General features: G+C 69.7%; 20 protein-coding genes. 11 read left to right on the forward strand and 9 right to left on the reverse strand.

Going from position 1 to position 17,433, the window contains the following annotated elements; translation table 11 throughout:
- Together mog and yjgA are read right to left on the reverse strand one after the other, a co-directional pair.
- The gene (mog, locus tag ASC76_RS16105) at window positions 1-609 is read right to left on the reverse strand and encodes a molybdopterin adenylyltransferase (protein WP_056468455.1); all 609 of its coding nucleotides are present in this window, start codon (window positions 607-609) and stop codon (window positions 1-3) included.
- Window positions 606-1,154, reverse strand: coding sequence for a ribosome biogenesis factor YjgA (yjgA, locus tag ASC76_RS16110; RefSeq protein ID WP_056468458.1), 549 nt, complete (start codon window positions 1,152-1,154; stop codon window positions 606-608). Before yjgA ends, mog begins: the two co-directional genes overlap by 4 nt.
- 116 nt (window positions 1,155-1,270) lie before the next feature.
- On the opposite strand from yjgA, the gene pmbA reads away from it, so the two are divergent.
- The gene (gene pmbA / locus ASC76_RS16115; RefSeq protein ID WP_056468461.1) at window positions 1,271-2,668 is read left to right on the forward strand and encodes a metalloprotease PmbA; all 1,398 of its coding nucleotides are present in this window, start codon (window positions 1,271-1,273) and stop codon (window positions 2,666-2,668) included.
- Between the two features lie 6 nt (window positions 2,669-2,674).
- On the opposite strand, the gene ASC76_RS16120 is transcribed toward pmbA, so the two are convergent.
- From ASC76_RS16120 to ASC76_RS16135, 4 genes are all read right to left on the reverse strand, one after another.
- A complete protein-coding gene (locus tag ASC76_RS16120; RefSeq protein ID WP_056468464.1) occupies window positions 2,675-3,019 on the reverse strand; it encodes a TIGR01244 family sulfur transferase in 345 nt (114 codons plus the stop codon).
- Window positions 3,016-3,462, reverse strand: a complete 447-nt coding sequence (locus tag ASC76_RS16125; RefSeq protein ID WP_056468468.1) for a GatB/YqeY domain-containing protein — start codon at window positions 3,460-3,462, stop codon at window positions 3,016-3,018. Before ASC76_RS16125 ends, ASC76_RS16120 begins: the two co-directional genes overlap by 4 nt.
- Before the next feature lie 102 nt (window positions 3,463-3,564).
- Window positions 3,565-3,777: a 30S ribosomal protein S21 gene (gene rpsU / locus ASC76_RS16130; protein ID WP_056468472.1), complete on the reverse strand. Its 213-nt coding sequence runs from the start codon at window positions 3,775-3,777 to the stop codon at window positions 3,565-3,567.
- A 165-nt stretch (window positions 3,778-3,942) separates the two neighbouring features.
- A complete protein-coding gene (locus ASC76_RS16135; protein WP_056468475.1) occupies window positions 3,943-4,839 on the reverse strand; it encodes a LysR family transcriptional regulator in 897 nt (298 codons plus the stop codon).
- A gap of 85 nt (window positions 4,840-4,924) precedes the next feature.
- On the opposite strand from ASC76_RS16135, the gene ASC76_RS16140 reads away from it, so the two are divergent.
- Genes ASC76_RS16140 through ASC76_RS16185 form a run of 10 tightly spaced genes read left to right on the forward strand, consistent with a single transcriptional unit; the run spans window position 4,925 to window position 14,022 of the window.
- A complete protein-coding gene (locus ASC76_RS16140) occupies window positions 4,925-5,641 on the forward strand; it encodes a succinate dehydrogenase/fumarate reductase iron-sulfur subunit (RefSeq protein WP_056470955.1) in 717 nt (238 codons plus the stop codon).
- Between the two features lie 53 nt (window positions 5,642-5,694).
- Window positions 5,695-5,982: a hypothetical protein gene (locus tag ASC76_RS16145; protein ID WP_056470958.1), complete on the forward strand. Its 288-nt coding sequence runs from the start codon at window positions 5,695-5,697 to the stop codon at window positions 5,980-5,982.
- The gene (sdhC, locus tag ASC76_RS16150; protein ID WP_371262139.1) at window positions 5,979-6,335 is read left to right on the forward strand and encodes a succinate dehydrogenase, cytochrome b556 subunit; all 357 of its coding nucleotides are present in this window, start codon (window positions 5,979-5,981) and stop codon (window positions 6,333-6,335) included. Before ASC76_RS16145 ends, sdhC begins: the two co-directional genes overlap by 4 nt.
- Before the next feature lie 23 nt (window positions 6,336-6,358).
- The gene (locus ASC76_RS16155) at window positions 6,359-7,345 is read left to right on the forward strand and encodes a tripartite tricarboxylate transporter substrate binding protein (protein ID WP_056468479.1); all 987 of its coding nucleotides are present in this window, start codon (window positions 6,359-6,361) and stop codon (window positions 7,343-7,345) included.
- A 9-nt stretch (window positions 7,346-7,354) separates the two neighbouring features.
- Window positions 7,355-8,230: a fumarate hydratase gene (locus tag ASC76_RS16160; protein WP_056468482.1), complete on the forward strand. Its 876-nt coding sequence runs from the start codon at window positions 7,355-7,357 to the stop codon at window positions 8,228-8,230.
- A gap of 13 nt (window positions 8,231-8,243) precedes the next feature.
- Entirely contained in the window at window positions 8,244-8,858 is a 615-nt protein-coding gene (locus tag ASC76_RS16165) for a fumarate hydratase C-terminal domain-containing protein (RefSeq protein ID WP_056468485.1), read from the forward strand.
- A complete protein-coding gene (locus ASC76_RS16170; protein WP_056468487.1) occupies window positions 8,855-10,585 on the forward strand; it encodes an L-aspartate oxidase in 1,731 nt (576 codons plus the stop codon). Before ASC76_RS16165 ends, ASC76_RS16170 begins: the two co-directional genes overlap by 4 nt.
- A 45-nt stretch (window positions 10,586-10,630) precedes the next feature.
- Window positions 10,631-11,611, forward strand: a complete 981-nt coding sequence (locus ASC76_RS16175; protein ID WP_056468491.1) for a tripartite tricarboxylate transporter substrate binding protein — start codon at window positions 10,631-10,633, stop codon at window positions 11,609-11,611.
- 10 nt (window positions 11,612-11,621) lie between these two features.
- Window positions 11,622-13,250 (forward strand): thiamine pyrophosphate-binding protein, encoded by a 1,629-nt coding sequence (locus tag ASC76_RS16180; RefSeq protein ID WP_056468494.1) that lies wholly within the window; start codon window positions 11,622-11,624, stop codon window positions 13,248-13,250.
- 22 nt (window positions 13,251-13,272) lie between these two features.
- Window positions 13,273-14,022 carry a sulfite exporter TauE/SafE family protein gene (locus tag ASC76_RS16185; protein WP_235580489.1) on the forward strand — a complete coding sequence of 250 codons (750 nt, stop codon included), beginning with the start codon at window positions 13,273-13,275 and terminating at the stop codon, window positions 14,020-14,022.
- Here ASC76_RS16185 and ASC76_RS16190 read toward each other — a convergent pair whose 3' ends face one another.
- From ASC76_RS16190 to ybiB, 3 genes are read right to left on the reverse strand one after another with little or no spacing between them, the layout of a single operon-like run.
- On the reverse strand, window positions 14,023-15,240 hold the full coding sequence (locus tag ASC76_RS16190) for an NAD(P)/FAD-dependent oxidoreductase (RefSeq protein WP_371262140.1): 1,218 nt from the start codon (window positions 15,238-15,240) through the stop codon (window positions 14,023-14,025).
- Window positions 15,228-16,361, reverse strand: a complete 1,134-nt coding sequence (locus tag ASC76_RS16195) for a sterol desaturase family protein (protein WP_056468497.1) — start codon at window positions 16,359-16,361, stop codon at window positions 15,228-15,230. The genes ASC76_RS16190 and ASC76_RS16195 overlap by 13 nt, the downstream gene beginning before the upstream one ends.
- A 59-nt stretch (window positions 16,362-16,420) precedes the next feature.
- Window positions 16,421-17,383 (reverse strand): DNA-binding protein YbiB, encoded by a 963-nt coding sequence (gene ybiB / locus ASC76_RS16200; RefSeq protein ID WP_056468500.1) that lies wholly within the window; start codon window positions 17,381-17,383, stop codon window positions 16,421-16,423.
- Between the last annotated feature and the right edge of the window lie 50 nt (window positions 17,384-17,433).

The raw sequence follows: 17,433 nt of genomic DNA on the forward strand, positions 1-17,433 counted from the left end.
TCAGGCGGGTGCAGACGGAGGACGCTGGGCCGACTTCGGCCGGAACGCGGCGCACACCGCCGGGTCGGTCTCGAGGTACGGGCCGCCGATCAGGTCGATGCAATAGGGCACCGCCGCGAAGATGCCGTGCACCGCTGGTCGGGCCGAATCCGCCGCGGCCGGCAGGCCGGCGAGCGTCTCGGCGATGGCCTTCGGTTGGCCGGGCAGGTTGATCACCAGCGCCTCGCCGCGGATCACCGCGACCTGGCGCGACAGGATCGCGGTCGGCACGAAGCTCAGGCTGATCTGACGCATCTGTTCGCCGAAGCCGGGCATGACCTTGTCGGCCACCGCCAGCGTCGCCTCGGGCGTCACATCGCGCGGTGCCGGCCCGGTGCCGCCGGTGGTCAGCACCAGGTCGCAATGCTGCCGGTCGACGAGGTCGACCAGGGTCGCGCTGATGGTGGCCTGTTCGTCGGCGATCAATCGTGTTTCCCAATGAATCGGATTGCGCACGGCTGACGTCAGCCATGCCTGCAGCGCAGGAATTCCCTTGTCCTCGTAAACGCCGCTCGATGCGCGGTCGCTGACAGAGATGAGGCCGATGCGTACCGGATCCAGGCCGCTCATTCGAGGGGGTGCTCCTTGATGAATTGGAACAACTCACGGAAGGCGCGGCCGCTGCGTTTCTCGGGCACGAGCGCGGCATCCTTGCGGGCGGCGCGCACGAGGCTGCGCAATTGCTGGACGTCGGTCTGGGGGTGGGCGCTGGTCCAGCGCGTGGTGGCGTCGTCGTCCGCCAGCAGTTCGGCGCGCCAGCGCTCGGCCTGGTGCAACGCGAGGGAATCCTTGGCGCGGCCGAGCTGCATGTCGGTCACGGCCTGGCGGATCGGCTCGACCTCGTGCTTGCGCATCAGCTTGCCGATGTACTGCATCTGGCGGCGCTTGCCCTCGAAGCTCTTGGTCTTCTTGAACTGGCGGATCGCGTCGAGCAGCTCTTCGGCGATCTCCAGCGCGTCGATGCGCGAATCGGGCAGCGCGACGACCGCCTCGCCCAGTTCCTGCAACTCGTGCGAGGCCTGCTTGAGGCGAGTCTTGCTCGGCTTCTCGTCGAAGGAATACACCGGCGCGGCGCGCAGCGTGTCGTCTTCGGTGGGTTCGGGCAAGGAAGGCATCGGGAAAGGGTCTGCGGAACGTGACGAAGTGGCACTCCGTGTGCGCTCGGTATCATAGTCCCGCACCCGCGCCTTGCCACCCGGCTTCCGCGCTTTGACCGGTTCGATCCCCACACATGTCCTCCCCCCAGCCCTCGGCCCTCCCACAACCCGGCTTTGCCTACGCGCCCGCGCAGTTCCAGCAGCATGTCGAGGACGCACTGGCGCTCGCCCGCTCGCTCGGGGCGAGCGACGCAGCGGTCGAGGTCTCCGAAGGCGTCGGCCTGTCGGTCTCGATCCGCAAGGGCGAGACCGAGAACGTCGAGCGCAACCGCGACAAGTCGATGGGGATCACCGTCTACATCGGTCAGCGCCGCGGCAATGCCAGCACCTCCGACTTCTCGCGCGCCGCGCTCGAGCAGACGGTACGCGCGGCGCACGACATCGCGCGCTTCACCGCCGAGGATTCGGCCGCGGGCCTGCCCGACGCCGAGGACATCGCCAGCGGCGATGAGGCGACCCGCGACCTCGACCTGTTCCACCCCTGGGCAGTCGATGCCGAGCAGGCGCTGCAGATCGCGCTGCGCTGCGAGGCCGCGGCGTTCGCGGTCGACCGGCGGATCACCAATTCCGAAGGCGCGGGCGTATCCGCGCAGCAATCGCACTTCTTCGCCGGCAACAGCCGCGGCTTTCGCGGCGGCTACGCCAGCTCGCGGCATTCGCTGTCGGTGGCGCCGATCGCCTCGCTGCCGGGCCGGCGCGGCGAGGACATGCAGCGCGACGCCTGGTACACCTCGATGCGCGCGTCGGACGAGATGGCGTCGCCCGAGGCCGTCGGCCGCTATGCCGCCGGGCGCGCGCTGTCGCGCCTGAAGTCTCGCAAGATCAAGACCTGCGAGGTGCCGGTGCTGTTCGAGTCGTCGCTTGCTGCGGGCCTGCTGGGGGCCTATGTGCAGGCGACCAGCGGTGGCGCGCTGTACCGCAAGTCCAGCTTCCTGCTGGACAGCCTGGGCAAGCGCGTGCTGCCCGAGCACATCGACATTCGCGAGGACCCGCATATCCTGCGCGGCAAGGGCAGCGCGCCGTTCGACGACGAGGGCGTGCGCACCGTGGCCCGCGACGTGGTGTCGGCCGGCGAGGTGCAGGGCTACTTCCTGTCGAGCTACTCGGGCCGCAAGCTCGGCATGCGCACGACCGGCCACGCCGGCGGCTCGCAGAACCTCACCTTGACGAGCCGGCTGACCCAGCCCGGCGACGACCTCGACGCGATGCTGAAGAAGCTCGGCCGCGGCCTGTTCGTGATCGAGCTGATGGGGCAGGGCGTCAACTACGTGACCGGCGACTATTCGCGCGGCGCGGCCGGCTTCTGGGTCGAGAACGGCAAGATCCAGTACCCGGTCCACGAGATCACGATCGCCGGCAACCTGCGGGCGATGTTCAAGGGCATCCAGGCGGTCGGCGCCGACGCCTACACGATGGGCAGCAAGACGATCGGCTCGGTGCTGATCGACCGGCTGAAGATCGCCGGGCTGTAGGGCGGCTCAGCCGCCGGTCGCCGCCCGGTAAAGCTTGCCGGAGCGCGCGCCGCTGCGGCAGAACGCGAGGATGGGCTTCGGCAGTTCGGCCAGCAGGGCTGCGAAGCGGGCGATTTCCTCGGGTGTCTGCACTGCCGGTTGGACCGGCAGGTAGGCGTACTGCAGGCCGGCGGCCCGGGCGGCCGCTTCCATCGCGGCGCTGGTCGGCTGATCCGGCCCACCTTCGAAGTCGGGCCGGTTGTTGACGACGCTCTTGAAGCCCGCCTGGACGGCCCATGCCATCGCGGCGGTGTCGAGTTGCGGCGCCACGCACACGTCGGCGCTCAGCTGCTGGACCTGCGGCGCGCTCATGATGCGAGCGCCTTCTTGACCGCGGCGGATACCAGGGCCATGTCGGCCTTGCCGGCGAGCTTCGTCTTCACGGCGCCCATGACCTTGCCCATGTCGCCCGGCCCCTTGGCGCCCAGCTCGGCGACGATCGTCGCGACTTCGGCGGCCACCGCGTCGGCATCCATGCGCTGCGGCAGGTAGCCTTCGAGCACGGCAAGCTCGGCGCTTTCCTTCTCGACCAGGTCGGGCCGGTTGCCGGCGGTGAACTGGGTGATCGAGTCCTTGCGCTGCTTGACGAGCTTGTCGACGATCGCGATCACGGCGGCGTCGTCGAGCACGATGCGCTCGTCGACCTCGCGCTGCTTCAGCGCCGCGAGCAGGCCGCGGATCGTCAGCAGGCGCGGCGCGTCCTTCGCGCGCATCGCCGTCTTCATGTCTTCGGTGATCTGGTCTTTGAGGGTCATCACAACTCCAGTCGGCACAAACGAGAAAGCCCGCGGTGCGCGGGCTCTTCAGGGGCAACGACGGATCGAGGACGACCCGCCTACCGCGACGCTACGACCGCGTCAGAACAGCTTCTTCGGCAGCTGCATGCTGCGCACGCGCTTGAAGTGACGCTTCACGGCGGCCGCCTTCTTGCGCTTGCGCTCGGCAGTGGGCTTCTCGTAGAACTCACGGGCACGCAGGTCGGTCAGCAGGCCGAGCTTCTCGATGGTGCGCTTGAAGCGGCGCAGTGCCACGTCGAATGGCTCGTTTTCTTTGACGCGAATCGTAGTCATGTAAAGGGTTGATCCTGAAATTGAAGTGCGCTCGGTGTCGGCGAGTTCCGAAAACCGGAGGGTCCGGAGTTCCTGTTCTCGTGGGCTCGCCAATCGCAACGCGGGGTTTTGCCAGCAAAGACCGTCGATTATAGCCCGACACAACCGACACCGCAATTGGCCGCGTCAAGGCGTTCCAGGCGTGCCGTTCGCGGCGAAATACGCCTTGATCGCCTCCGTCACCCGCGCCCGGCTGTGCTGGCGCCGCTCCAGCAGGCCGACCGAACGCTGCACCGCCACGCCCGGCAGCGGCACGATCCGCAGCGCCCGGTCGCGCGCCCACTGCAGGTTGGCCAGTTGCGGCACGATCGACACGCCGAAGCCCTGGCGCACCAGCGCCACGATCGCCTCGAGCGAGTTCAACTCCATGCGCGTGCGTGCGGCGGCGCCGCACTGCGCCAGCACCTCGTCGACCAGGTGGCCGGTCCAGGTCTGGCGGTCGAAGCGCAGGAACGGGCAGTCGGCCAGGATCGCCAACCCGTCGGCGGGCACCGTGAAATGCGGCTTGGCCGGGACGATCAGCACCATCGGCTCGGTGTAGAGGCGCGTCCACACCAGGTTGGAGGGCAGGCGGATCGGCGGTTGCGTGACGACGGCGGCGTCGAGCTCGCCGCGGTCGACCCGGCCGGCGAAGTCGGCCGACTGGCCCGCGAACAGCGTCACGTCCAGATCGGGGTGCTGGCGGGTCAGCGACCACAGGCTGTCGGCGAACGCGCCCATCAGCGCCGACACGAGCGCGCCCATGACCACGGTGCCGGTCAGCGCCTCCCCGGCTTCGTCGGCTGCCAGCGCTTCGTAGCGCGCGATCAGTTCCTTGACCGGTGCCACCATGCCGCGCCCGGCCGTGTTGAGCACGATCGCCCGGCCGCTGCGGTCGAACAGCACCTTGTGCAGCTCGTCCTCGAGGGCGCGGATCTGCTGGCCGACCGCCGCGGCGGTCAGCCCGATCTCCTTGCCGGCGGCCGAGAAACTGCCGAGTCGGGCGACGGCGAGAAAGCTCCTGAGGGTGCGAATGGACGACATCGACCGCCACTCTAAAGTTTTTTCATCGCTCGATACAAGAATAATTCGCTTTAACTTTCGATGGCGCGTCGCGATGATGCGCGCCATGTCGACGATGCTCACAGTCAAGGTCTGGCGCGGCGCCCAACAGGGCGAATTCACGCGCTACGAGGTGCCGCGCCAAGCCAGCCAGACGGTGCTGGACGTCGTGACCCACATCCAGCGCTTCCTCGAGCCGACGCTGAGCTATCGATTCGCCTGCCGCGTCGGCATGTGCGGGTCGTGCGCGATGACGGTCAACGGCAAGGCGTGCTGGACCTGCCGCACGCATGTCGCGAAAGTCGCCGGGGACGGCGAGCTGGAGATCGCGCCGCTGTCCAACCTGCCGGTCATCAAGGACCTGGCGACCGACATGAGCGCGTTCTTCGACAAGTGGGCGCGCGCCAAGGGCCAGTTCAAGGGCACCGCGACGCGGGCCGACGACTTCGCGAAGGTCGCTCCCGCTTCGCCCGAGCGGGCCGCCGCGAACGCCGGCATCGAGTGCATCGGCTGCGGCGTCTGCTACGCGTCGTGCGACGTGGTCGGCTGGCGCCCGGATTACCTCGGCCCGGCCGCGCTGAACCGCGCCTGGACGCTGGTGAACGACGTGCGCGACGTGCAGCAGACCGAGCGTCTGCGCGCCGTCGCCGGCGATGCCGGCTGCCACGCCTGCCACACCCAGGGCTCCTGCACCGAGCGATGCCCCAAGCAGCTGGCACCCACGCTGTCGATCGCCGGCCTGAAGCGCAAGGTCGCGAAGGCCGCGGTGCGGGGCGAACTGTGAGCGGCGCCGCGATCGCCCAGGCCAAGCGCTGGTACTGGCAGCGCGTCAGCGCGATGGTGCTGGCGTTGTGCGTGCTCGTGCACCTGGGCGTGCTGATCTACGCGGTGCGCGGCGGGCTGAGCGCGGCCGGCATCCTCGGTCGTACGCAGGGCAACTGGGCGTTCGGCGCGTTCTACGCCGTCTTCGTGGTGGCGTGTGCCGTGCATGTGCCGGTCGGCCTGGCGAACATCGCCCGCGAGTGGTGGGGTCTGCGCGAAGACGCTGCGCTGTGGCTGTCGCGCGCGTTCGGCGTGCTGCTGCTCGTGATGGGCCTGCGCGCGGTCTGGGCGGTGGTCGCATGATGCGCCGCAACGACCAGCGGGCGCGCGCCCATCCCGCGTACTGGGCCTTCCTGATGCACCGGCTGTCGGGCCTCGGGCTCGCGCTGTTCCTGCCGATCCACTTCTGGGCGCTGGGCCATGCGCTGCACGGCGCTGCGGCACTGGACGGTTTCCTGCGCGCTACCGACCGGCCGCTGTTCAAGTTCGCCGAGTGGGGCCTCGTCGTCCTGCTCGCCCTGCACATGACCGGCGGCGTACGCTTGCTGATCATCGAGTTCGGCCAGGTGTCCAACCTGCGCAAGGACTGGATCGCCGGCTCGATCGGCTTCGCTGCCGTCGCGGGCATGGCGTTCGCGCTTTCGCTTCTGTCCTGATTCGAGAAAAACGGAGACACCCCATGAAGATGACCACCCGACGCTCGACCCTCGCCGGCCTGCTGGCCGCCACCGTGCTGACCGTCTGGACGCTGCCCGCCATGGCGCAGGAATCGTGGCCGAACAAGTCGGTGCGCCTGGTGGTGCCCTTCGCGCCCGGCGGCTCGACCGACGTGATCGCGCGGATGATGGCGCAGAAGCTCAACGAGATCTGGGGCCAGACGGTGATCGTCGACAACCGCGCCGGCGCCGGCGGCAACCTGGGGGCGGACATCGTCGCCAAGTCGCCGGCCGACGGCTACACGCTGCTGTTCGGCACCGGCAGCATCACGATCAACCCGCAGCTCTACAAGAAGATGCCGTTCGACACGAAGAAGGACCTCGTGCCGATCACCAACGTCGCGAGCGGCCCGATGCTCGTCGTCGTGCCCGACGACTCGCCGCTGACCAGCGTGAAGGACCTGATCGCCCAGGCGAAGGCCAAGCCGGGTTCGGTCAACTTCGGCTCGGCCGGCGTCGGCAGCCAGGTGCACCTGGCCGGCGAGAACTTCGCGAACGCTGCGGGCGTCGACATCGTCCACGTGCCGTACAAGGGCGAGGCGCCGGCCTACACCGACCTGATCGCGCACCAGACGCAGATGATGGTCGGCAACTTCGCGGCCGCGTCCGCACTGCTCGGCAAGGGGCGCCTGCGTGCGCTGGCGGTCACGAGCAAGCAGCGCATGCCGTCGATGCCCGACGTGCCGACGGTGTCCGAGAGCGGCCTGCCGGGTTTCGAGAACACCGGCTGGTTCGGCCTGCTCGCGCCGGCCGGCACGCCCGCGCCGATCCTCGCCAAGATCCACGCCGATGTCGTCAAGGCGCTGACCTCCACCGAGATCAAGGCGCGCCTTTACGTGCAGGGCATGACGCCGGTCGGCAATTCGCCGGCCGAGTTCGTAAAGGCGATGGACGAGGAGTCCCAGCACTGGGCCACCGTCGTGAAGAACCGCAAGCTGTCGGCGAACTGAGGTGATGCGATGAAGGTCGATCTGCAGGCGGTGGAAGACGCCGCCAAGGAACTCTACATCCGCGCGCTGAAGGTGCTGCCGCCCGACATCAAGGCGGGCTTCGGCCGCCTGCAGACCACCGAGACCGGTGCGACGGCGAAGCAGATGCTCGGCACGATGGTGACCAACATCGCCGTCGCTGAAAAGACCGACAACCTGCTGTGCCAGGACACCGGCGTGCCGATCTACAACGTCTGGATCGGGCGCGACGTGCAGGTCGACGGCCACGCGCTCAAGCAGGCGCTGCGTCGCGGCTGCGAACGCGCGACCCGCGAGTACCCGCTGCGCAGTTCGGTCGTCCATCCGCTGACGCGCAAGAACGAGCACTCGTCGTGCGGCATCGAGGTGCCGGTGATCCATATCGATTTCAGCGACACGCCGGAGCTGCTGCAGATCGAGATGATCCCGAAGGGCAGCGGCTCGGAGAACAACTCGTTCCTCAAGATGGCCATTCCCGCCGAGGGCATCGACGCGATCAAGACCTTCGTGATCGACTGCGTGCTCGCCGCCGGCGGCAAGACCTGCCCGCCGACGATCGTCGGCGTCGGTCTGGGCGGCACGTCGGATCTGGCGGTCGCGCTGGCCAAACGTGCGGCCACCCGCGAACTCGGCACGCACTGCGCCGACGCCGACGGCGCCGCGCTCGAGGCGCAGCTGTCGGCGGCGGTCAACCAGCTCGGGGTCGGCCCGCAGGGGCTGGGCGGCGACTCGACCGCGTTCGCGGTCCACATCGAACTGGCGGCGACCCACATCACGATGAACCCGATCGCCGTCAACATGCAGTGCCATTCCGCACGGCGCGCCCGCGCGAGCTTCACGCCGGCCGGCGTGAGCTACGGCTTCTGAAGCGAGGTTCACGATGGCCCACCACAACCTCGAGATGCCCGTCACCGAAGCGCAGGTGCGCGCGCTGCGGGTCAACGACACCGTCACGCTGCAGCGCACGCTCTACGGCATCCGCGACGCGACCCAGATCCACCTGTTCGACCGCGGCCGCACGACGCGCTTCGACCTGAACGGCCACGCCGTCATCCACACGGCGCCGAACGTCAAGAAGGTCGAGCCCAGCGATGCCTATCCGGCCGGCTACCAGCCGATCTGCATCGGCACGACGACCTCCGACCGCATGGAACGCTTCACCCGGCCCCTGATGACGCGCAACGGCGTGCGCCTGATCGTCGGCAAGGGAGGATTGCGCGAGGGTTCCGCGGCAGCCTTCAGCGAACTCGGCGGCGCCTACCTCGCGATCGTCGGCGGCACCGCGGCGCTGGAGACGACCTGGGTCGAGCAGATCGAGGATGTGGACCTCGACGACCTGAACCCCGAGTCGCTGTGGAAGTTCCGCATCCGCGATTTCGGCCCGCTGCTGGTCGGCATGGACAGCCATGGCGGCAGCCTCTACGACGTGGTGCGCCACGATACCCAGGCTCGGCGCGCGCAGGTGCTGGCCGCGTTGGGGGTGAAAGCGTCATGACACCGATCAAGCGCCTCCAGACCGACATCCTGATCCTCGGCTCGGGCGGCGCCGGCCTGTTCGCGGCCCTGCATGCGCACCAGAATGCGCCGGAGCTGTCGATCACCGTCGCCGTCAAGGGCCTGCTCGGCAAGTGCGGCTGCACCCGCATGGTCCAGGGCGGCTACAACGTCGCGCTGGCGGCCGGCGATTCGGTCGAGCGGCACTTCATGGACACGATCGAGGGCAGCAAGTGGCTGTCCGACCAGGACCTGGCGTGGACGCTGGTCACCAAGGCCGTCGAGCGCGTGCACGAGCTGGAGAACGAGCTCGGCTGCTTCTTCGACCGCAACCCCGACGGCACCGTGCACCAGAAGGCGTTCGCCGGCCAGACCTTCGACCGCACCGTGCACAAGGGCGACCTGACCGGCATCGAGATCATCAACCGGCTGTCCGAGCAGGTCTGGTCGCGCGGCATCGCGCGGCTGGAAGAGCACCGCGCGATCGAACTCGTCAAGACCGCCGACGGCAGCGCGCTCGCCGGCGTGCTGATGATCGACATGCGCGACGGCGCGTTCGTGTTCGTGCAGGCCAAGGCCGTGCTGCTCGCCACCGGCGGCGGCCCGACCATGTACAAGTACCACACGCCGTCCGGCGACAAGACCTGCGACGGCCTGGCGATGGCGCTGCGCGCCGGCCTGCCGCTGCGCGACATGGAGATGGTGCAGTTCCACCCGACCGGCCTGCTGGCCGGCACCGGCACGCGCATGACCGGCACCGTGCTGGAGGAGGGCCTGCGCGGCGCCGGCGGCTACCTGCTGAACGGCGACAAGCAGCGCTTCATGGACCGCTACGACCCACGGCTCGAGCGCGCGACGCGCGACATCGTCTCGCGCTCGATCTTCTCGGAGATGCGCGCCGGCCGCACCTCGCCGAACGGCGGCGTCTACATCCAGATGTCGCACCTCGGGCCCGACAAGGTGCGCCAGCAGTTCAAGGGCATGGTCGAGCGCTGCGACGACTGCGGCTTCGACCTGGCCGGCGGCCTGGTCGAGGTGGTACCGACCGCCCACTACATGATGGGCGGCGTGCAGTTCAGTGCCGATTGCAGCACCGCGCTGCACGGCCTGTTCGCCGCGGGCGAGGACACCGGCGGTGTGCACGGCGCGAACCGGCTCGGCGGCAACGGCGTCGCCAACTCGACGGTCTTCGGCGGCATCGCCGGCGACCGCATGGCCGCCTGGGTGCGCGCCGAGGGCGCCTGGCACGCGGCCGACGAGGCGTCGATCGCGGCCAGCATCGCGCGCCACGAGGCGCCGTTCGCGAACGCGCCCGGCAACATCGAGCCGATCCGCGAGGCGCTGTTCGACTGCATGTGGGAGGACGTGGGCATCCTGCGCACCGCCGAAGGCCTGCAGCGCGCGCTCGCGACGCTGGACGACCTGGAGCGCCAGCTCGACCGCGTCGGCGTGGCCGATGGCGACCGCGCCTTCAACCTGAGCTGGCACGACTGGCTGAACCTGAAGAGCCTGATCGCCGTCAGCCGCGTGATCGCCACGTCCGCGCTGGCGCGCGAGGACTCGCGCGGCGCGCACTTCCGCGAGGACCATCCGGACACCGGCGACTTGCCGGGTTCGACCTACATCGTCGTCACGCAGGCGGGCGACGAGCTGACGATGAGGCGCGAGCCGGTGCGCTTCACGCGGGTCGAGCCGGGGCAGACGATCCTGAACGACGCGAGCGGCTGAACGCCCGCCGCGCCGATCCACATCACAACACCAGGAGACGACCGCTTGCACACCCACCACCGCGTCATCGCGAGTTGCCTCGCCGCCTGCTCCATCGGCGCTGCGGCGCAGACGAGCAGCTACCCCGACCAGCCGATCCAGCTCGTGATCCCGTTCAGCGCTGGCGGCGACGCCGACGGTGCCGCCCGCGCGCTCGCGCTGGTCGCGCAGAAGACGCTCGGCCAGCCGCTGGTGCCGGTCAACCGCGCCGGCGCGAGCGGCGGCATCGGCTCGATCGCGGTGCGCAATGCCAAGCCGGACGGCTACACGCTGCTGGTCGCGCGCGTTGGCTCGCAGGCGGTGCTGCCGGCGCTGCAGCCGACAGCCGGATACAAGTGGAACGACTTCACCTTCCTCGGGCTGCTGGAGCTGAACCCGTATGTGTGCGTCACGCGAGCCGACTCGACCATCCGCTCGCTGAAGGATCTGGCCGATGCGCTGCGTGCGCGCCCGGGCAAGCTGAACTACAGCACCTCGGGCCCGGCAACGATCCTGAACTTCGGCCCGCAGCTGCTGTTCGACACGCTCAAGCTCGGCAAGGACGCCGCGGTGCAGATCGCCTACAAGGGCGGCGGCGAGGCCGCGCTCGCGGTGCTGGCCGGCGATGTCGACTTCAGCTGCGGCAACCTGAGTTCGATGATGGGCAACATCAAGGGCGGCAAGCTGCGCGCGATCGTCACGACCACGCCAGAGCGCGTGAAGGACCTGCCCGACGTGCCGACCGCACGCGAGGCCGGCTACCCGCAGCTCGAGGCGATCGTCGGCTGGAGCGCGCTGTACGGCCCGCCCGGCATGAGCAAGGAGCTGGTCGAGCGCTGGGCCGGGATGCTGGCCGGCGCTGCGAAGGACGCGCAATGGATCGCCGCGACCGAGAAGGCCGGCAGCATCCCGCGGGTGCTGAGCCCGTCGGACACCGAGAAGTTCGCGGCCGACCAGTTCGCCGTCTACGAGCGGCTCGGACGCCAGCTGCAGATCGAACTGAAATAGGACCGAACCGATGAGCCCCTCTCCCCAGCAGCGCGGTGCGGACGCGTTGATCGGCGCGCTCGAAGCCGCCGGCGTGCGCCGCGTCTTCACGCTGTCCGGCAACCACATCATGCCGATCTTCGATGCGGCGTTCGACTCCCGCATCGAACTCATCCACACCCGCCACGAGGCGAGCACGGTGCACATGGCCGACGCCTACGCACGCATCACCGGCGAGGTCGGCATCGCGCTGGTCACCGGCGGGCCGGGCCACGCCAACGCGGTCTCGGCGCTCTACACCGCGCAGATGGCCGAGGCGCCGGTGGTGCTGCTGTCGGGCCACGCACCGAACGACCAGCTCGGGCAGGGCGCCTTCCAGGAGATGCGCCAGGCCGAGATGGCCGCGCCGGTCGTCAAGGCCGCGTGGACCTGTGCCAGCGCGGACGCGGTGGCCGGCGACATCGCGAAGGCGATCCGCCTCGCACGCTCGGGGCGGCCGGGTCCGGTGCACCTGAGCCTGCCGACCGACGTGCTCGACAACGCCGCGACACCGGCGCCGCTCGCGGCCGCGGCGTTCGCGGCCGAGCCGATGCCGCTCGATCGCGCCGTCGCGAACGACCTGGCGCAGCGGCTCGCGCAGGCCAAGCGCCCGATGGTGCTCGTCGGCGCGTCCTGCATGACGCGCCCCGGCCGCGCGCTGATCGCCGCCCTGGAGGCGGCCAGCGGCGTGCCGGTGATCGGGATGGAAAGCCCGCGCGGCATCGCCGACGCGAGCCTCGGTGCGTTCGCGCAGGTGCTGGCGCAGGCCGACTGCCTCGTGCTGGTCGGCAAGCGGGTCGACTTCACGCTCAAGTTCGGCAAGGCCCCGTTCCCGGCCGAGGCGGCCGTCCACCAGGTCGACGCCGAGGCGGCCGAGATCGAGCGCACGCGACGCGCGCTCGGCAGCCGCCTGCACGTGACGGCGCTGGCCGATGCGGCCTCGACGCTGCAGGCGCTGACCGCAGCCGCGGTCCGCTCGACCGCGACCGACTGGCTCGCCGACGTGCGCAGCGCGCTCGCGTACCGGCCGCCGGCCTGGGAGACCGCCCGCACGGAGGTCCCGGGCCGCCTGCACCCGGTGCAGATGCTGCGCCCGCTGCAGGGGCTGCTCGACAGCCATCCCGACGCGGTGCTGGTCTGCGACGGCGGCGAGATCGGGCAGTGGGCGATGGCCTGCCTGAGCGCACCGCACCGGGTCAACAACGGCGTCGCCGGTTCGATCGGCTCGGGCCTGCCCTATGCGCTGGCGGCGCGCTGCGCGGTGCCGGCGGATGCGCCGGTGGTTGCCGTGATGGGCGACGGCACGATCGGCTTCCACATCGCCGAGTACGACACGGCGGTGCGCTATGGCCTCGGCCTCGTCTCGGTGATCGGGAACGACGCGCGCTGGAACGCCGAGTACCAGATCCAGTTGCGCGACTACGGCGCGGACCGCCTGATCGGCTGCGAACTGCGCCCGATGCGCTACGACGCGGTCGCCCAGGCATTCGGCTGCCACGGCGAACAGGTCACCGACCCGCTCGCGATGGCCGCAGCGGCGCAGCGCGCCCACGCGAGCGGTCTGCCGGCCTGCCTGAACGTGATGATCGAGGGCGTTCCGGCGCCGCAGATCAAGCGCTGACCCGACGCAAAGGCGCAGGCGCTTGATCGATCTGCCGACGAGCACGCTGCTGGCCTCGGCGGCCATCGTCACGCTCGGCTACGTCGTGTACGGGCTGACGGGCTTCGGCTCGTCGATCATCGCGGTGCCGTTGCTGGCGCAGTTCTTCCCGCTGCGCTTCGCGGTGCCGATGATGCTGGTGTTCGACCTGCTGACCGGGCTGCTGCTCGGCCTGCGCCATCGGCGCGACCTGAGCCGGCCCGAGCTGCTGCGGCTGCTGCCGATCGTCACGGTCGGCATGGTCGCCGGCGTGACGCTGCTGGTGCAAGTCGAGGAGCGCTGGCTGCTGCTCGGCCTCGGCGGCTTCGTCGTCGCGTACGCGGCGTGGAGCCTGCTGAACCGCGCGGTGCCCGCGCCGGTTTCCGCCCGCTGGGCCGTGCCGGCGGGGCTGCTGGGCGGCGCGTTCACCGCGCTGTACGGCACCGGGGGGCCGATCTACACGATCTACCTCGCGCGCCGGCTGACAGACAAGGCGATGTTGCGCGCGACGATCGGGGTGCTGATCTTCTGCACCGCGCTGATCCGGTTGGTGCTGTTCACCGGCAGCGGCTTCTACCAGCAGGCGGGGCTGCTGCCGCTGGCGTTCGCGCTGCTGCCGTTCGCGGTGATCGGCTACCTCGTCGGCAGCCGGCTGCATGCGCGGCTGTCGACCCGGCGCGCGGTGCAGGCGGTCTGGGCGCTGCTGATCGTCGGCGGCACGAGTCTGGTGGTGCGCGCGATCGCGATGCCGTGATCAGGCCGGCGTGAGCGCGGTGGCGCACGCGAACCCGCTGGCCCAGGCCCACTGGAAGTTGTAGCCGCCGAGCCAGCCGGTCACGTCGACCACTTCGCCGATGAAGTGCAGGCCCGGCACCAGCCGGCTGGCCATCGTCTGCGAACTCAGCTCGCGCGTGTCGACGCCGCCGGCCGTGACCTCGGCCTTGCGGTAGCCCTCGGTCGCCTGGGGCTTGAGCTCCCAGCGCTGGAGCCGGGCGGCGAGTTGCGCCAGGTCGCGGTCGCGCTGCTCGGGCAGCGTGCGTTCGGCCAGGTCCGGCGTTGGCGCCAACCAGGCCTCGGCCAGCCGCTTGGGGATCAACTCGGCGAGCTCGTTCGCGAGCTTGCGGCGCGAGGCCTGCTTCGCCTGCAGCAACTCGGCATTCAGATCGCGGCCGGGCGTGAGGTCGAGGCGGATCGGCGTGCCGGGGCGCCAGAAGCTGGAGATCTGCAGCACCGCCGGGCCGCTCAGTCCGCGGTGGGTGAACAGCAGGTCCTCGAGGAACGCGGTGCGCGCCTTGCCCTCGCCGGTCTCGATCGAGGCTTCGAGCGAGAGCCCGGACAGCGCCGCGAACGGCGCCCAGCTGACCGGGTCGAACGTCAGCGGTACCAGGGCCGGGCGGGTCTCGACGATCGCGTGGCCGAACTGGCGAGCGAGCCGGTAGCCGAAGTCGGTCGCGCCGATCTTCGGGATCGACAGGCCACCGGTCGCGACCACGAGCTGCGGTGCGCTCACGGCGCCGCGATCGGTGTCGAGCTCGAAACCGGCATGGCCATGCCGCACGCCGTGCACCGCGCAGGGTTGCCAGCGCACGACGCCGCCGGCCTCGCACTCGCGCAGCAGCATCGCGATGACCTGCTCGCTGCTGTCGTCGCAGAACAGTTGGCCCTTGTGCTTCTCGTGCCAGGCGATCCGGTGCGATTGCAGCAGCGCGATGAAGTCGGCCGGCGTGTAGCGCGCCAGCGCCGAGCGGCAGTAATGCGGGTTGGCGGACAGGAAGTTGGCCGGCGTGACGTCGCGGTTGGTGAAGTTGCAGCGCCCGCCGCCGGAGATGCGGATCTTCTCGGCGACCTTCTCGGCGTGGTCGACCAGCAGCACCTTCAGCCCGCGCTGCCCGGCGATGGCCGCGCAGTGCAGGCCGGCCGCGCCGGCGCCGACGACGATCGCGTCGAAGGTCTCGGGGCTCAGCCGCGCCACACGAACGGAAACGCGAGCTGCTTGAAGAAGCCGTTCGGCACGTAATCGCCGACCACGCCGTACTGCTCGGGCCACTCGCGGTCCGATTTCACCGCGGTGCCGAACGCGTAATCGATGAACGCGAAGTGGGCCGCGTAGTTCTTGTCGATCGCGGCGTCGTCCTGCGAATGGTGCCAGTGGTGGAAGTTGGGCGTCACGATCACGTAGCGCAGCGGGCCGAGCCGGACGCTCACATTCGCGTGGTTGAACACCGCCTGGAAGCCGACGATGATAATGTACGCATCGATGACCTCCTTGCTGAAGCCGAGCACGTAGATCGGCGCCAGCACCAGCGTGCGGGTGATGATCAGCTCGAGGATGTGCTGGCGCGAGCCGGCCAGCCAGTCCATGCTCTTGACGCTGTGGTGCACCGCGTGCAGGCGCCAAAGCAGCGGCACCTCGTGGTATGCGCGGTGCGTGGCGTACTGCACCAGGTCGGCCACCAGCACGATCAGGAACAGCGCGACCCAGAAGTTCAGCCCCTGCACCCAGCCGCGGATGCCGTCCTGCGCGGCCCAGCCGAATAGCTTGTGCACCAGCAGGTTGGTCGCCAGCAGCACGAAGCCGACGATCATGTGGTTGACGATGAAGTGGTGAAAGTCGGTCTGCCACTCCGGACGGAACACGGGCTGGTCCTTGCGCAGCGCGAACAGCTTCTCGATGAAGATGAAGATCAGCGTCGAGCCGAGCAGGTCGAGGATGAACCAGTCCAGGCCGATGTAGGGCGTGTTGTCGGCGAAGTCGTTGACCGGCACCTTGTGCCCGCCGAGCGCGAGCGACAGGCCGATCAGCACGAACGCACCGAGCGCAAGCCACCGCGCCCGGCCGCGCACGATGTTGAACAGCGACAGCGCGCCCGACAGCACCAGCGACCAGAACAACAGCAGGCGCATCACGTCGACGTTGTAGGAGCGGCGCAGCTGCGGCGTCGTCAGGTACTCGGGCCAATGGAAGGCCAGCACCCCCAGGAAACAGAGAATCGCCAGCGACAACGCGATCACGCCCGAGACCATGCCCTTCCCCGGGCGCAGCGCGCCGTGCGATTCGCTGAGCTTGTTGAGCTTGTCGAGTTCCCGCTTCATCGTGCCCTCCCAGGCCTGTGTCGGTGTCGATGGGCCGCGATTATGGAGCGCCGGCGTCGTTATGCGCCGATCTGCCGGTCCTTCGGCGCGGCGGTGCGCTCGATCGCGGCCAACGCGCGCATCAGGCAGTCGACCTGCTGCGTCAACGGTGCCGGCGCCGGCTTCTCGCCGCTGACCACGGCCTGGATGTAGACGGCCGTCGTCGCCGCGTAGATCTCGCGCGGCAGCACCGGCAGTTCGGTCAGCACGCCTTCATGGGCGGCACGCGACAAGTCGGCACGCCGCTGGCCGCCGATGAACACGTCGAGCTTCGGGGCGCGGCGCGGATCGGCGACGGGCTCGCCTTCGGTACCGCGCATCAGGACCGCATTGGCGCCGGTGTGCGCGAGGAATTCGGCCAGCGCGTTCGCGTACTCCGGGTGCGTGTGGTTCACGACCCGCAGCGACGCATCGGTGGTGCACGGCCCGAGCAGCTTGGCGATCGTGTGGCCGGAGTTGCGCAGGCCGACGATGCGGCGCACGTCGAGCAGGCGCGCGAGCGGCGGGCACAGGTCGGCGGTGGCGATGAAGACCGGCTCGCGCCGTGCCCAGCCGTTCTCGATCTCCTCGGCGTCGCGCGCGAACGGCAGACCCAGGTCGCGGAAGATCTCGGCGGTGCTGACGCGGCCGGCGTCGCTCATCGGCCCGTGCACCAGGACCTGCGCGCCTTCCTGCGCGAGCAACAACGCCAGCAGCGGCGTCAGGTTCGGCAGCTTGCGGGCGCCGTTGTAGGACGGCAGCACCACCGTCGGGCGCGACGGGCGCAACGGGATGCAGCGCTCGTGCGCCGCTTGCAGGAAGCCGCTCAGCTCCGCGGTCGATTCGCCCTTGATGCGCATCGCCAGCGCGAACGCGCCGACTTCGAGATCGGTGACCTGGCCGTCGAGAACCTGGCTCATCAGGTCGTGCGCCTGCACTTCGGTCAGCGACCGTGCGCCGTCCTTGCCGCGGCCGATTTCCTTGATGTAGCGGGTGATCGTCATTCGTCTTGTCTCCGCAGCGCGGTTCGCAATTTTCAGGCCCGAATCCCAGC

Origin of the sequence: Rhizobacter sp. Root404 (genome assembly GCF_001425865.1) — a bacterium.
Taxonomy (GTDB): domain Bacteria; phylum Pseudomonadota; class Gammaproteobacteria; order Burkholderiales; family Burkholderiaceae_C; genus LMDS01.

Coding starts and splice junctions, on each gene's coding strand:
- mog (WP_056468455.1), bottom strand. CDS start 609: ATGAGCGGCCTGGATCCGGTACGCATCGGCCTCATCTCTGTCAGCGAC.
- yjgA (WP_056468458.1), bottom strand. CDS start 1,154: ATGCCTTCCTTGCCCGAACCCACCGAAGACGACACGCTGCGCGCCGCG.
- pmbA (WP_056468461.1), top strand. CDS start 1,271: ATGTCCTCCCCCCAGCCCTCGGCCCTCCCACAACCCGGCTTTGCCTAC.
- ASC76_RS16120 (WP_056468464.1), bottom strand. CDS start 3,019: ATGAGCGCGCCGCAGGTCCAGCAGCTGAGCGCCGACGTGTGCGTGGCG.
- ASC76_RS16125 (WP_056468468.1), bottom strand. CDS start 3,462: ATGACCCTCAAAGACCAGATCACCGAAGACATGAAGACGGCGATGCGC.
- rpsU (WP_056468472.1), bottom strand. CDS start 3,777: ATGACTACGATTCGCGTCAAAGAAAACGAGCCATTCGACGTGGCACTG.
- ASC76_RS16135 (WP_056468475.1), bottom strand. CDS start 4,839: ATGTCGTCCATTCGCACCCTCAGGAGCTTTCTCGCCGTCGCCCGACTC.
- ASC76_RS16140 (WP_056470955.1), top strand. CDS start 4,925: ATGTCGACGATGCTCACAGTCAAGGTCTGGCGCGGCGCCCAACAGGGC.
- ASC76_RS16145 (WP_056470958.1), top strand. CDS start 5,695: ATGGTGCTGGCGTTGTGCGTGCTCGTGCACCTGGGCGTGCTGATCTAC.
- sdhC (WP_371262139.1), top strand. CDS start 5,979: ATGATGCGCCGCAACGACCAGCGGGCGCGCGCCCATCCCGCGTACTGG.
- ASC76_RS16155 (WP_056468479.1), top strand. CDS start 6,359: ATGAAGATGACCACCCGACGCTCGACCCTCGCCGGCCTGCTGGCCGCC.
- ASC76_RS16160 (WP_056468482.1), top strand. CDS start 7,355: ATGAAGGTCGATCTGCAGGCGGTGGAAGACGCCGCCAAGGAACTCTAC.
- ASC76_RS16165 (WP_056468485.1), top strand. CDS start 8,244: ATGGCCCACCACAACCTCGAGATGCCCGTCACCGAAGCGCAGGTGCGC.
- ASC76_RS16170 (WP_056468487.1), top strand. CDS start 8,855: ATGACACCGATCAAGCGCCTCCAGACCGACATCCTGATCCTCGGCTCG.
- ASC76_RS16180 (WP_056468494.1), top strand. CDS start 11,622: ATGAGCCCCTCTCCCCAGCAGCGCGGTGCGGACGCGTTGATCGGCGCG.
- ASC76_RS16195 (WP_056468497.1), bottom strand. CDS start 16,361: ATGAAGCGGGAACTCGACAAGCTCAACAAGCTCAGCGAATCGCACGGC.
- ybiB (WP_056468500.1), bottom strand. CDS start 17,383: ATGACGATCACCCGCTACATCAAGGAAATCGGCCGCGGCAAGGACGGC.